The sequence below is a fragment of the Cupriavidus nantongensis genome (assembly GCF_001598055.1).
In the GTDB taxonomy this organism is placed as follows: Bacteria; Pseudomonadota; Gammaproteobacteria; order Burkholderiales; family Burkholderiaceae; genus Cupriavidus; species Cupriavidus nantongensis.
Window position 1 is genome coordinate 1,779,232 of the sequence record NZ_CP014844.1, and the last position, 13,943, is coordinate 1,793,174.

The following is a 13,943-nucleotide window of genomic DNA, read 5'->3' on the forward strand; positions in this document are numbered from 1 at the left end:
ATCGCCATAGACGTCAGGACAAGAGGCCTCGATTCAGGCCGGCTGACCCCCGCGCCCACGGCGCGATGCTGGCACAGAAGCTCGTCGTGGCGCGGGAACGGATCGGCGAAGAAGATCTGGGTGGATTCGACGATCGAAAGCTTCTCAAGATTCAGCTGCATGCCGGTGACAAAAGCGTTCCTGCATTCGACACGATTCCCGGTGTTGAGATCGTCAGCCAAGAAGACGAGTCCATCGTGCTGGCCTTCGCGACGGAAGAGGGTCTCGCAGAGTTCGAGAGCCGTCTCAGCACACTCGCCCGCGACGGCGTGGTGACGCGCAAGGAACTCCTGTTTGTCATCGAGGACTTCGACCATTGGACGTCCCAGGACCGTACCGGCGCGGCGCTACGCGAGCAGGGGTTTCCCGCCGAGGAGTCCTTCACGCTCGACGTCGAACTGTGGCCCCAGGAGCGGCAAGACAGACGCCAGGCGCTCATGGAGGCGTTTTCCCGCTGGCTGCAGGAATACGGCATAGAGCGGCTGGATAGCCTCACGCAGCCTTCCCTCCTGATGGTGCGGATGCGCTGTACGCGAGAGCAGGCGGATCGGGTCCTGCGGCATCGCGACGTGCGCACGGTCGACCTTCCTCCGCGACTCGGCATTGCCGTCCAGTTGCTGCTCACTGACGTCAACCAGTTTCCCGCTGTCTTGCCTCCAGATGGCGGCGCTCCGTCCGTCGCCGTTCTCGATTCGGGACTGACGCCGGGACACCCCTTGCTGGGGCCGGCAGTGGGCGATGCACAAGGCTACCTTTCTCCCCATCGGACCCCGCATGACGATGAGCCCTGGCACGGAACTTTTGTCGCCGGCTTGGCGCTGTATGGGGACGTGGGGGCTGCGATCCGCGACGGGCGCTTCGTCCCGCAGCTCCGGCTGTTCTCCGGGAAGGTCTTCAATGACGACGGCAACGACCAGACCGAGTTCGTCGAGAAGGCGGTGGAGGAGGCTGTGCGCGAGTTGCACGGCCAGTACGGGTGTCGTGTCTTCAATCTGAGCTATGGCGATCTCAACAAGGTCTATGACGGGCGCCACGTTCGCGGCTTGGCCTACACCCTGGATCGCCTGACGCGGGAGATCGGTGTCCTGTTCGTAGTGCCCACCGGCAACCTGCACCTTTCCGAGCTGCCAGCCGACGCGCGAGAACGCTATCCCGACTATCTGCTTGCCGACTTCGCGCGCTTGCTCGATCCGGCCACTGCCCTGAACGCGCTCACGGTAGGCGGTATTGCACAGAACGAAGCGACGAGGGACGCGCAGCGGCATCCGAACGCCCTTGAGGATCAACCATTGGCGCGAACTGACCAGCCGTTTCCGCTCACGCGATGCGGCTTATCGATCAATGGCGCGATCAAACCCGATGTCGTCGAGCATGCCGGCAACGTCGCGCTGATGCGGGCGGTAGCACGTCCGCGGCATGCAGGGTTGGGCGTGGTCTCACTCAACGGCGGCTTTGCCGGCGGACCAGGGTTCAGCGAGGACATTGGGACGAGCTATGCTGCCCCGGTCGTCGCGCATAAGGCGGCGAGGATCCTGGCCGAACTGCCGAATGCCACCCCGAACCTGTTGCGTGCGTTGATCGGCGCGCATGCCAGCTGGCCACAAGCCTGCGAGACCTTGCTCAACCCCAACGGCAACGGTGAAGGGCGCGACAAGCTGCTGCGTCTGATCGGCTATGGGTGTGTAGAGGATGCCGCCCTCTTTCGTTCGCTGGACCACACCGTCACCTTGCTGACCGAAGAGCGCATCGGCAACGACCAGCACCATTTTTTCGAGCTGCCGCTGCCTGACAGCTTCTGGGCGGGCGGCCGCCGTACGCGGGAGATAACGGTTGCCCTGGCGCACAGTCCAGCCGTCCGTACCACGCGGCTGGACTACCGCATGAGCAAACTGTGGTTCTCCGTGGTAACAGCGAGTGGCCTGGACGAGGTGACACAGGCTTTCCGTCGGAACCGTGAGCAAGGCATGGGAGAGCGCAGCAACGGTCGCTGGCTGTCCAACGACGCACGCAAGAATGGCACGTTGCAGGTTTCTCGCTGGAGCTTCAAACAGGCGCTTGCGAACGACAACAAGATCTTCGTGGTGGTGACTCGCCAGGACAGCCCATGGTCGAACGGCCGCGATGGCGAAGAACCCTATGCGCTCGCCGCGGTGCTCGCCGACCGCGAGCAGGCGAATGCCCAGCTCTACGCCCATGTCCGCGCCGTGCTTGAAGCCCGCGTCCAGGCGCGTGCTCGTGCGAGGGTGTGACGCGAACCATGCTGCTGGACGTACCAGGATTCATCGCCTCGCTTGGTCTGCCCGACGGCTGCCGAGTCGATCAGCGCGTGCCGAAGAAGCTGCTGCTGGAGAACGGAGCCCCCACGGCTGCCGACAAGCGACTGATCGCCGATACCGTCGAGGAGATACAGTGGGTCGCGGCGCTCAAGCCGAACACCATCGGCGTGCCCGACTATCGCGACGACCAGCGCGAGTACCTGGAGATCGCGGTGCTTGCCGTGACGCTGCGCAGCCAGCCCGGGCAAGACAAAGCCAAGCCAGCGAACGCTGCCCGCCTCGCCGAACTGGTGCACCGTGCGGTCCCCTATCCGGTCCTGTTGCTGCTGTGCTCCGGGCAGAGCATGACGCTCTCTTTGGCACATAAGCGCTGGGCGCAGAACGAGGCGGGCAAGGTGGTGCTGGACGGCGGCCTCGTGGCCGCCTCGCTTCCCGAGGACGCGCCCGGCGCCGATGCGATGGATGCATTCATGCAGACCGTCGCCTTGGCCCGCCAGCCTCGGTCTAGCCTCCTCGCGCTTTACCAGGGGTGGATGGACGGCGTGCAGGCCCTGCTGGCGGCGAAAATGACCGGAGCGTTCAAGGCCGCCGACAGCCCGAAACAGGCCGCAGCTCGCCGCCATGCCCTGCAGGAATGCGTGCGGCTGGAGGCCGAGGCGGCTCGCTTGCGCGCCCAGGCCGGCAAGGAAAAACAACTGGCGCGACAGGTCGAGTTGAACCTCGCGCTCAAGCGCGTGCTGGCCCAACTGGCTGCAGCACGCGAACAGCTTTGAAGATCGAACGAATGACGGAGAAGAAAATGCAGATCATCGACGCCGCGAGTCCACTGGCTCAGTCCGCGGATCTAGTGTCCGGCAACATTGAACAGATCAAAGCCCTGTTCCCGGAACTCATCACCGAGGGGCCGAACGGCGTTTCGGTGAATGTGGACGTGCTCAAGGCCCTGGTCGGCCACCAGGTGCTCACGGACGCCGACGAGAAATACGGCCTGAACTGGCATGGCAAGCGGCGCGCGCGGCAACTGGCGCTGACGCCCTCGACCGGCACCCTGCGGCCTTGCCCCGACGAGAGTGTGGACTGGGACACCACCCAGAACCTGATGATCGAGGGCGACAACCTGGAGGTACTCAAGCTCCTGCAGAAGAGCTACGCCGGAAAGGTCAAGCTGATCTATATCGACCCGCCTTACAACACCGGCAAGGATTTCGTGTACCCGGACAACTTTCAGGACAACATCAAGAACTATCTGGAGCTGACTGGGCAGGTCGAAGGCGGGCGAAAGCTCAGCAGCAACACCGAGGCCAGCGGGCGGTTTCATACCGATTGGCTGAACATGATGTATCCGAGGTTAAAGCTGGCGAGAAACCTGCTCCGCGAGGACGGGGCGCTTTTCGTTTCATGCGACGACGGTGAAGTCGAGAATCTCCGCTGTCTTCTTAACGATATCTTTGGCGAAGAAAACTTCGTCGCACAGTTCGTCTGGAGGGCACGTCAGTTCACTGACGCGAGAGCAAATACAAACGTATCCACTGACCACGAGTACATCCTCGCCTATGCGAGAGAGTCTGCGTTTTCGCTTCGCGGAATTGAAAGAGACGAATCGAAATTCTCAAATCCTGACGACGACCCTCGTGGACCTTGGATGAGTCGTAGCATCCTTGGGCTCGCAACGCGCGATCAGCGCCCCAACCTGCATTACGATTTGATTGATCCCGTCACCGGGCGACAGTTTCCGCCCAATCCGGCGACTGGTTGGCGGTACTCCCGCGAGCGAATGGCACTTCTCATCTCTGAAGGACGGATTCTCTTTCCGAGCAAGGACGATGGTCGGCCCAGAGAGAAGAAATTTCGGAGTGAGATGCAGTCGGAGTTCATTGCGTTCCGCACCATCATTGATGGCGTATACACGGCGGATGGAACGCAGGAGATTCGAGACTTGTTCGGGGCAGAGGTGTTCTCCTTTCCGAAGCCATGCGAGCTGCTTCGAAGAATCGTCGAGCAGACAACAGGAGAAGGCGACTTGGTTGTGGACTTCTTTGCTGGATCTGGCACAACCGGCCACGCTGTGATGTCGCAAAATGTGATCGATGAAGGTAAGCGACGGTACATTTTGGTGCAGCTCCCCGAGCCTCTTGATGTGGGCAACAGAGACCAAGGGGTTGCAGCAAGCTACTGTGATCAACTAGGCAAGCCTCGTAGCATCGCCGAGCTGACCAAAGAACGCCTTCGTCGTGCCGCTGCAAAGGTGAAGGCGGACAACCCGATGTTCGCCGGCGATACCGGCTTCCGCGTCTTCAGACTCGATACCTCCAACATCCGCGCCTGGAACCCGAACCCCGCGGATCTGGAGCAGACCCTGTTCGGCCACCAGGATCATCTCGTCGATGGCCGCAGCGAATCGGACATCCTCTACGAGCTGCTGCTCAAGCTGGGACTCGACTTGTGCGTACCAATGGATAAGCGCTCGATCCATGGCAAAGACATGCATTCGGTGGGCGGCGGCGTGCTGATGGCCTGCCTCGCCGAGCACATCACCCGCGACGACGTGGAGCCGCTGGCGCAAGGTATCGTGGCCTGCCACGAGGAGCTTCAGCCCGCGGGGGACACCACCTGCGTGTTTCGCGATAGCGCCTTCGCGGACGATGTGACCAAGACCAATATGGCCGCGATCCTGGAGCAACACGGCATCCAGAACGTGCGCAGTCTGTGAGGGCGTGGTGATGAAACTGCATTTCGAGCCCAACCTCGACTACCAGCTTCAGGCCATCGAGGCGGTCTGCGATCTGTTCCGCGGCCAGGAGGTGTGCCGTACCGAGTTCACGGTGACCATGAAGGCGCCGCCGCCAGCTGCTGACGACATGTTTCCGGGCACCAAGCCCGAGCAACTGACCCTCGGCGTGGCCGAATCGGACCTGGGCGTCGGCAACCGCCTCACGTTGCTGGACGACGAGCTGCACCAGAATCTGGCCGACATCCAGTTGCGTGGGGGGTTGCCGCCTTCCGGCGCATTGGTCTCGGGCGATTTCACCGTCGAGATGGAAACCGGTACTGGCAAGACCTACGTCTACCTGCGCAGCATCTTCGAGCTGAACAAGCGCTACGGATTCAGCAAGTTCGTCATCGTGGTGCCGTCGGTGGCGATCAAGGAGGGCGTCTACAAGACCCTGCAGATCACGGAGGAGCACTTCAAGGGACTCTATGCCGGCGTGCCCTTCGACTACTTCCTGTATGACTCCAACAAGCTTGGGCAGGTGCGCAATTTCGCCACCAGCTCGAACATCCAGGTCATGGTGGTCACGGTCGGTGCCATCAACAAGAAGGACGTTAACAACCTCTACAAGGACAGCGAGAAGACCGGCGGCGAGAAGCCCATCGATCTGATCAAGGCCACGCGGCCCGTCGTGATCGTCGACGAGCCGCAAAGCGTGGACGGCGGCCTGACCGGCGCGGGCAAAACTGCGCTCGACGCGATGAATCCGCTATGCACGCTGCGCTATTCCGCGACCCACGTGGACAAGCACCACATGGTGTTCCGCCTCGACGCCGTGGATGCCTACGAGCGCAAGCTGGTCAAGCAAATCGAGGTGGCATCGGCCACGGTGGAAGATGCCCACAACAAGCCGTTCGTTCGGCTGGTGTCGGTCGCCAACCGCCGCGGAACGATCTCTGCCCGTGTGGAGCTCGATGTGGCAACTGCCAACGGCGTGAGACGGCAAGAGGTGACGGTCTCCGACGGTGACGACCTGGAGCAGGCCGCCGAGCGCGCCATCTACGCCGATTTTCGCGTCGGTGAGATCAATACCGCCAAGGGTGAAGAGTTCCTGGAGCTGCGCTACCCCGGCGGCGAAACCTTTCTCAGGGTGGGGCAAGCGCATGGTGATGTCGATGCCCTGGCCGTGCAGCGCGAGATGATCCGCCGCACCATCAAGGAGCACCTCGACAAGGAAAAGCGCCTGCGCCCGCTGGGCATCAAGGTGCTATCGCTGTTCTTCATCGATGCGGTGGACAAGTACCGCCAGTACGACGCCGACGGCAACCCGGTCAAGGGCGACTACGCGCGCATCTTCGAAGAGGAATATCGCCGCGCGGCCAAGCTGCCCGCTTATCAGAGTTTGTTCGGCGAAATCGACCTGGCGAGTGCCGCCGAGGAAGTCCACAACGGCTACTTCTCCATCGACAAGAAAGGCGGCTGGACGGACACCAGTGAAAACACCGCGGGCAACCGCGAGAACGCCGAGCGTGCCTACAACCTGATCATGAAGGAGAAAGAGAAGCTGCTGTCCTTCGATACGCCGCTGAAATTCATCTTCTCCCACTCAGCGCTCAAGGAAGGCTGGGACAACCCCAACGTGTTCCAGATTTGCACGCTGCGCGACATACAGACCGAGCGCGAGCGCCGCCAGACCATCGGCCGGGGGTTACGCCTCGCCGTGAACCAGAACGGCGAGCGCGTGCGCGGATTCGAGGTCAATACCCTCACCGTGATTGCCACCGAGAACTACGAGCAATTCGCCGAGAACCTGCAGAAGGAAATCGAGGCCGACACCGGCATCCGCTTTGGCATCGTCGAGCAGCACCAGTTCGCCGCCATCACCGTTACCGGGGCCGACGGCCAAACCGTGCCTCTGGGCGTCGATCAATCGAAAGCGCTGTGGGAGCACCTGAAAGCTGCCGGCCACATCGATGCCAAGGGCAAGGTCCAGGATTCGTTGAAGACGGCGTTAAAGGATGGAACCCTGGCGCTACCTGCGGAGTTCGACGCGCAGCGCAGTCAAATCGCCGAGGTGCTGCGCAAGGTGTCGGGCCGTCTGGAAATCAAGAACGCCGACGAGCGCAAGCAGGTTGCCGTGCGCAAGGGCGTCTATCTCAGCCCCGAGTTCAAGGAGCTGTGGGATCGCATCAAGCACAAGACGACCTATCGGGTGCAGTTCGATAATGACAAGCTGATCCAGAACTGCATCGATTCGCTTCGACAAGCCCCGGCCATCCCCAAGGCCCGGCTGCAATGGCGCAAGGCCGACATCGCCATCGGCAAGGCAGGGGTGGAGGCCACGGAGAAAGCGGGCGCGGCAACTGTCGTCCTGGACGAGACGGACATCGAGCTGCCGGACCTGCTCACCGACCTCCAGGATCGCACCCAACTCACCCGCCGGAGCATCGCCACCATCCTGAGCGGCAGCGGGCGGCTGGACGACTTCAAGCGCAACCCGCAGCAGTTCATCGAGCTGACCGCCGAGACCATCAACCGCTGCAAGCGCCTGGCCTTGGTCGACGGCATCAAGTACCAGAAGCTTGGCGATCAGCACGTCTATGCACAGGAACTGTTCGAGCAGGAAGAGCTGACCGGCTACCTGAAGAACATGCTGATGGACACGGGCAAGTCCATCTACGAGCACGTGGTCTACGACTCCACCACCGAGCGCGACTTCGCCGACGCGCTGGAGAAGAACGACGCCATTAAGCTCTACGCCAAGCTGCCAGGCTGGTTCAAGGTGCCCACGCCGCTGGGAACCTATAACCCGGACTGGGCCGTACTGGTGGAGGAAGGTGGAGCGCAGCGACTGTACTTCGTGGTGGAGACCAAGGGCAGCCTGTTCACCGACGACCTGCGCAACAAGGAGCGCGCAAAGATCGCCTGCGGGGAGGCGCATTTTCATGCGCTGGCGGTCGGCGAGAATCCGGCAAGGTACGTCGTGGCGCGTTCGGTGGACGACGTGCTGGTGGAGGCTGCGAAGGCACAGATCAGGGGTGGGGCGTGAATGCCTTGGACTTCGGAACCAAACTGAGGAGGGTTTTAAATGAGCGCATCTGACAATCTCGAACCGGTTTGGGCTGCTCCATTTGGTGACGCGCTGGATGCCTTGGATGCGCTTATGGCCCAGCATGGGAGAGTGTTTCTGATCGGCGCGGGTTGCAGCAAATGCGCGGGCCTACCGTTGATGGAAGAACTTACTGCCAAGGTACTGGATAGCGGTGTGCTGGATGCTGACACCACAGATATTCTCAATGGAATTCAGGACAGATTCATTGGCGCGAGCGGCCCCAACATTGAGGACTACCTTAGTGAGATTATTGACCTGCTGGCTATTGCTGAGAGAAGGACTGAGCGAGGCGCGACCGATAACCAGGTATCTATCAAAGACAAACAGTATTCTGGACAGCAACTGAGAGAATCTGCTGAAAAAATCAAGCGAACTATTGCCGACATCATTGAGTGTGGCGATAAGAAAATTGATGTATCGGTTCATCGGGAATTCGTGAAAGCGGTTCACCGCCCAATTCGACCGGGCAAAACAGACGGTCTTGGTTGCGTGGATTATCTCTGCCTCAACTACGACACGCTGCTTGAAGATGCGCTTGCGCTGGAGAGAATTTCTTTCTCAGACGGTCTGGACGGTGGAGTAACCGGATGGTGGAACCCCACAGTTTTTGAGCGCGATGGGCTCTCGTCGCGGATCTTCAAATTGCACGGTTCCATTAACTGGTGTGAGTTCGATGGCGATCCTCTTCCTCGCCGTGTCGCCGGCAATGTCAATGTGCAATCTGAAGGCGATAAAAGAATCCTAATTTGGCCCGCGTCAACCAAGTACCGCGAGACTCAAAGAGACCCATACGCACAATTGGCCCAACATGGGAGAAGCGCATTAAGGGCCACTCCGGGGTCACAGAGAATTCTCGTTACGTGCGGGTATCGCTTTGGAGATTCACACATCAATCTAGAAATTGACCGTGCTTTGCGCGAATCGGATGGCCGTCTTACCGTCGTGGTATTTACCTCTGATAATGATCCACAAGGCCAACTGAAGAGGTGGCATGATGATCCCGCTATCTCCGAACAGGTCCTAGTTTTCGCAAATCGCGGCTTCTTTCATGGTAGCAATAGAACGTCATCCGACGCCGACCTACTTTGGTGGAAGTTTGAAAATCTGACCCGCCTGCTTGGAGGTGAAAGATGAACATGTCGACTCGCAACCCCAACGAGCCAATTGAGAATCTGGCAATCGGACAGATAATTGAGGTTGATGGATCTCGCCTTGTAGCCGAGTTGAATCCAACTCTCTCGGAACTCTCGCGTGTGTATGCGGGAGAAACCTATCCCATCGGACAATTTGGTTCCATTATCAGAATTCATTTCGGGCGTCGCCTCGTTTACGCGTTGGTCGGCCGACTGAGGATGAAATCGGAATTTCAGGCGGAGCGAGGATTGGTGCCAGCATCATCTTCGGATGAAAGAATTGTCGAAGCAGACCTGTTCGGCGAAGGCGAATGGGTTCATGGGGCATCCGGTGAATGGGAACTTCGTTTTGAACGTGGGGTTTCAACCTACCCACTCCCGCAGCAAACGGTTTATCTGACTCCAAAAGCTGAATTGCGGTTTATTTACGGGAGAGCTAAGGGTGCCGTTGTTCAGCTCGGGCAGCATGTCGGTTCCGGCGGAACCCCCTGCCTTGCGGATTTGAACGAACTACTCGGTAAACATACAGCAGTTCTCGGGTCCACTGGCGCTGGAAAATCGGGTACGGTTGCCGCCATCATTCATAGTATTCTTGAGAGGGGCGACACAAATTCATATGACAAATGGAAGCCAAGGATAATTATCCTCGACCCCCATGGGGAATACGGCAGCGCATTTGCCGATCACACCAAACTTTCTTCTGATGACGGAACGTTAACCCTTCCATACTGGCTGTTGGACTTCCAGGAGACAGTTGCCCTGTTGATTGGAAAGACTGAATTTGTCGCGACATCACAGGCCAATATCGTCAAGAGCGCCCTCATGTCCGCCCGTGAAGAGGGAGCACAGCAGCTCGGTCTTGACGCCAATCTCATTACTGTCGACTCTCCCGTTCCATATAAGCTGTCGGCACTTAAAACAAAAATAGAAGCGGACAAACCTCCACAGGCGAGCAAACAGGATTCTCATAACTCGATACTTCAAAAACTCGAAGTATTGATGACCGATGCCCGACTTAGATTCATGATGACGGAAGGGAACGGTGATGGTAACGATCCATTCCCTGAAGTCATTAAGCAACTCACTAGTGACGGACCTCAGCCACGCATTATCGATCTGTCCGGCGTCCCCAACGAAGTAGCCGGTGTATCAAGTGCGGGTATTGCTCGAACCCTATTCAATTTGAAGATATGGCAGACGCAGCCAGAACGGGAATCTGATCCGGTCCTAGTGGTTTGCGAGGAAGCTCATCGCTATGTTCCGAATCGGGGCGAAGCGCAATATGAGGCCGCTCAAGAGGCGATCAGGCGCATCGCCAAGGAAGGACGAAAGTATGGTGTTGGGCTCTTGTTGGTATCCCAGCGCCCGAGCGAAGTAGAGGCAACTGTTCTTTCACAATGTAATAGCTGGATTGTTCTGAGAATCACTAATGACACCGACAGGGAGCACGTTCGATCCATACTGCCAGATTCGATGTCCGGTCTGACGAAGATGCTATCTGGCCTGCGGAGGCAGGAAGCGATCTTTGTTGGCCAGGCTGCAATGCTGCCTTCGCGCATTCTTATACGGGATTTGAAGCCTGAGCAGTTACCGAAATCAAATGACATCGACTTCGATAAGGGGTGGCAAAATGATGCAACCCCTGATGCACAGATCGAAGATGTCGTTAACCGTTGGAGATATCAGCGCCGATGACCATTGCCTTTATTGATCTTGTGAAACGCTACGAAGCGCACTGGGCAGATTGCGCCTGGCAGCCGGAGTGATCTACAGATATTTCTTGAACGTCGCCGCCGCAATGCACACCGCCACGCCGAGCAGTGCCGCGCTGGGCAGCAGGATCAGCAGCGGGTTCACGCTAACCGGCAGTGCTAGGTAAGTCACCCACGGCAGCACGGCCAGCGGGATCAGGCTGGCCCTGGCGCGGTGATAGATGAACCCCGACTCGCGTCCCGCGCCGAAGCGGCGGATGTCCCGGCGCACCAGGCCGTCCACCAGCCCGACGAAGGCGGCCATCAGGAACAGCGGCAGGGTCAGGCACAGCACCAGCAGCCGCACGAGGAAGACCAGCGTCGTGTAGGCCGAGGCGATCAGGTAGCTCTCCAGATGCACGTAGACCAGGCCGATGTAGTAGCGGAAATCCTTGGTTGGGCGATGGCTGCCGGCGCTGGCCTGCGCCGAGGCGTCGCGTATCCAGTCCAGCAGACCGCTCTTCACGAACAGCCAGTCGTAGCCCTGCTCGACCAGCCGGTGCGCAGTGCGCCCCGGCTCCTGCACCAGTGCGCTGCGCGTGAAATGCGTGGAGAGCTGATCCAGCTCGTAGTGCAGCATGCCCTGCGCGTGGCGCCAGCCCTGATCGGGCCAGAAGAAGTGCATGCCGACGCATTCGATCAGGATGCACAGCAGCAGCGCGCCGCACAGCACGCCGAAGAAGCGGAACGGCAGCGTGACCAGGCCGGCGATCAGCCCCTGCTGTCGTTGCTGCTGGCGCTGGGCCGCGACGGCCGGATCGCTCATGCTTCGGCCTCTTCAGCCGCGGCCATTTGCTTGAAGTCGTCCAGCAGGTCGTCGGGCAGCGCCTTGTCCTGCAGGCCGGGGATGCCTTGGTTCTCCCACCAGTCTCCTGCCTCGACGTAGTGCTGACGCATGTAGCCGGCCAGCTCCTGCAGATCCTTTGGCATGGCTTCGTCGGGATCGGGTGCCGGCAGCGGCATGCGGACTTTCCAGAGGTTGCCGCCCTCGATCAGCGCGAAGCATTGCCCCTTGGGCAGCGCCACGACATGCGCGGGCTCGATCAATGGCGCGCTGGTCGTGCTGATGCGGTCCTGCGTGTTGGACGTGAACGCGGTATTGCCGTGCGGGTCGGAGCTGTCGGTGGCGCCGCTCATCAGTGCCGTGGCGTACACCTCGACCTTGGGCAGTTGTCGCGTCAGCAGTTCGGCGGTGGCGGTTTCGCGCACGCGCAGCATGAACAGGTTGTTGAAGTTGCCGACGACCTGGCCGGCCTTGGCACGGTTGCCGATGCGCGCCTCGATGTCGCTCAAGGTCTGCGTGTAGGCCGTCACCTGCACGCCGGCACCGCCGCCCTTGTTGACCATCGGGATGAACTCGTCACCCATGAGTTCATTGAATTCGTCGGCGTGGACGTTGATCGGAATCTTGGCACCCACCGCTGCGCCGGGTAGCCCGTCATCGACGCCGAACTTGTAGATGTGGCCGGCGACCGAGACCAGATCGCTGAACATCGAGTTGCCCACCGCCGCCGCGACCTCGGCGTCGGACAGCGCATCCAGCCCCACGTAGACCACCGCGCGTTTGCGGATGACCTGCATCCAGTCGAAGATCGGTCGCGGGTCGGACAGGTCGGAATAGTTCGGTGCGAGCAGTTGCGCGATCTTGCCGGTGGTGAGCTTCTCCAGCAGCGGCAGCAGCGAAGCGACGATCTTGTCGAAGTACGTCCGGTCGTAGCGCACGGCGCTGCGCAGGCCGTCGAGCACCGGGTCATAGACGCGCACTTGGGAGAGGTACTGTTCGAGGGCCACCACGCGCTTCTCGCGCCCGATCATGTTGCGCGGGATGTTCTTGTCGTTCAGCTTCGCTTCGAGCTGGACGATGACCTCCCAGGCCTTCGGCTCGTTCCTGGCGAAGTAGTGGTGGGCGTACTCGATGAACAGCGCGTCGATGTTGATGACGTGGCGCTGGATCAGCAGATAGTCCGGCCGCTGCCCCAGCTCGACCAGGGCGCGCGCGATGATGTTGACGAAGCGCCAGGCGAATTCGCGGAACGCGGCGCTGTTGCCTTCGCCCGAGAGCTGTCCGGCGATGCGCGTGGCCACCTCGGAGATCCGCCCGAACCGGCCCACCGCGTTGTAGCGCGCCGAGATGTCCGGCCAGCCCAGATGAAAGACGTAGAACTCGCCTTCGCGCCCGGCGCGCTTGGCTTCGACGTACATGCGCTTCAACAGGTCGGCATCGCCCTTGGGGTCGAAGACGATGACCACCTCGTGCTCGCCGCGGACCTTGCGGCGGATGTCTTGCGTGATGAACAACTCGGCCAGCCGCGTCTTGCCCACGCGCGTGGTGCCCAGCACCAGGGTGTGGCCGACGCGCTCGCCCAGCGGCAGGGTGACGTCGACCTCGGCCGGTTCGATGCCATGCAGGCGCGGCATTCCGCCGACCGGCGGCAGCGGCCGCGCCGGGTTGAGCGGGCTGTCCCAGGCCAGCGCGCGCGCCAGCTTCGAGACGGGAAACGGCGCGAACTCAAGCCGCTCCTCCAGCCGCCGGGCGGCCCGGTAGATCGCCGTCGGCTCGACATAGCGGCGGAACTCCGGCCGGTAGGTCTGCATCAGCCGGTGCGTGTGCCGCTGCTCCCAGCGAAAGCCCCGGCCGACGAACAGCCGTTGCTGACTCACCGGCACGTCGCGGCTGGTCATCACGTAGCGCGGCAGGCGGCGGATGTTGCGGCGATAGCGCAGGATCGCCCAGGCATCGCGCAGGCGAATCGCGCCGAAGGTCAGGAAAGCCAGCGCCGAGCCCAGGCCGAGCAGCGGGTTCAGCGCGAGCGACCACGGTGCCGCCAGGCACAGAATCGCGGCGCCGGTGCAGACCGCCACGGTGTATAGCTCCACCGCTGGCCGCAGCAGAACCTCGACCGCATGCGGTTGGGCCATTTG

8 protein-coding genes are annotated in these 13,943 nt (G+C 60.8%); 6 read left to right on the plus strand and 2 right to left on the minus strand.

Going from position 1 to position 13,943, the window contains the following annotated elements; all coding sequences use genetic code 11:
- Positions 1-65: 65 nt before the first annotated feature.
- The 6 genes from A2G96_RS08345 to A2G96_RS32290 are packed head-to-tail and all read left to right on the plus strand — an operon-like array spanning position 66 to position 10,965.
- Entirely contained in the window at positions 66-2,288 is a 2,223-nt protein-coding gene (locus A2G96_RS08345; RefSeq protein ID WP_059301422.1) for a S8 family peptidase, read from the plus strand.
- Positions 2,289-2,296: 8 nt separating this feature from the next.
- A complete protein-coding gene (locus A2G96_RS08350; protein WP_059301308.1) occupies positions 2,297-3,088 on the plus strand; it encodes a DUF4391 domain-containing protein in 792 nt (263 codons plus the stop codon).
- Between the two features lie 26 nt (positions 3,089-3,114).
- On the plus strand, positions 3,115-5,025 hold the full coding sequence (locus A2G96_RS08355) for a site-specific DNA-methyltransferase (RefSeq protein WP_059301420.1): 1,911 nt from the start codon (positions 3,115-3,117) through the stop codon (positions 5,023-5,025).
- A gap of 10 nt (positions 5,026-5,035) precedes the next feature.
- Positions 5,036-8,074: a type III restriction-modification system endonuclease gene (locus tag A2G96_RS08360; protein WP_062798462.1), complete on the plus strand. Its 3,039-nt coding sequence runs from the start codon at positions 5,036-5,038 to the stop codon at positions 8,072-8,074.
- A 39-nt stretch (positions 8,075-8,113) separates the two neighbouring features.
- Entirely contained in the window at positions 8,114-9,271 is a 1,158-nt protein-coding gene (locus A2G96_RS32285; RefSeq protein WP_082818876.1) for an SIR2 family protein, read from the plus strand.
- On the plus strand, positions 9,268-10,965 hold the full coding sequence (locus tag A2G96_RS32290) for an ATP-binding protein (protein WP_197672303.1): 1,698 nt from the start codon (positions 9,268-9,270) through the stop codon (positions 10,963-10,965). Before A2G96_RS32285 ends, A2G96_RS32290 begins: the two co-directional genes overlap by 4 nt.
- 72 nt (positions 10,966-11,037) lie before the next feature.
- Here the strand turns inward: A2G96_RS32290 and A2G96_RS08370 are convergent, their stop codons facing one another.
- Positions 11,038-11,787, minus strand: coding sequence for a TIGR03747 family integrating conjugative element membrane protein (locus tag A2G96_RS08370; RefSeq protein ID WP_062798466.1), 750 nt, complete (start codon positions 11,785-11,787; stop codon positions 11,038-11,040).
- Positions 11,784-13,940, minus strand: a complete 2,157-nt coding sequence (traD, locus tag A2G96_RS08375) for a type IV conjugative transfer system coupling protein TraD (RefSeq protein ID WP_062798469.1) — start codon at positions 13,938-13,940, stop codon at positions 11,784-11,786. The genes A2G96_RS08370 and traD overlap by 4 nt, the downstream gene beginning before the upstream one ends.
- Between the last annotated feature and the right edge of the window lie 3 nt (positions 13,941-13,943).

Bases quoted from the DNA above. Each gene is read 5' to 3' on its own strand.
- A2G96_RS32290 (WP_197672303.1), top strand. From the start codon at position 9,268: ATGAACATGTCGACTCGCAACCCCAACGAGCCAATTGAGAATCTGGCA.
- A2G96_RS08370 (WP_062798466.1), bottom strand. From the start codon at position 11,787: ATGAGCGATCCGGCCGTCGCGGCCCAGCGCCAGCAGCAACGACAGCAG.
- A2G96_RS08355 (WP_059301420.1), top strand. From the start codon at position 3,115: ATGCAGATCATCGACGCCGCGAGTCCACTGGCTCAGTCCGCGGATCTA.
- A2G96_RS32285 (WP_082818876.1), top strand. From the start codon at position 8,114: ATGAGCGCATCTGACAATCTCGAACCGGTTTGGGCTGCTCCATTTGGT.
- A2G96_RS08345 (WP_059301422.1), top strand. From the start codon at position 66: ATGCTGGCACAGAAGCTCGTCGTGGCGCGGGAACGGATCGGCGAAGAA.
- A2G96_RS08360 (WP_062798462.1), top strand. From the start codon at position 5,036: ATGAAACTGCATTTCGAGCCCAACCTCGACTACCAGCTTCAGGCCATC.
- traD (WP_062798469.1), bottom strand. From the start codon at position 13,940: ATGGCCCAACCGCATGCGGTCGAGGTTCTGCTGCGGCCAGCGGTGGAG.
- A2G96_RS08350 (WP_059301308.1), top strand. From the start codon at position 2,297: ATGCTGCTGGACGTACCAGGATTCATCGCCTCGCTTGGTCTGCCCGAC.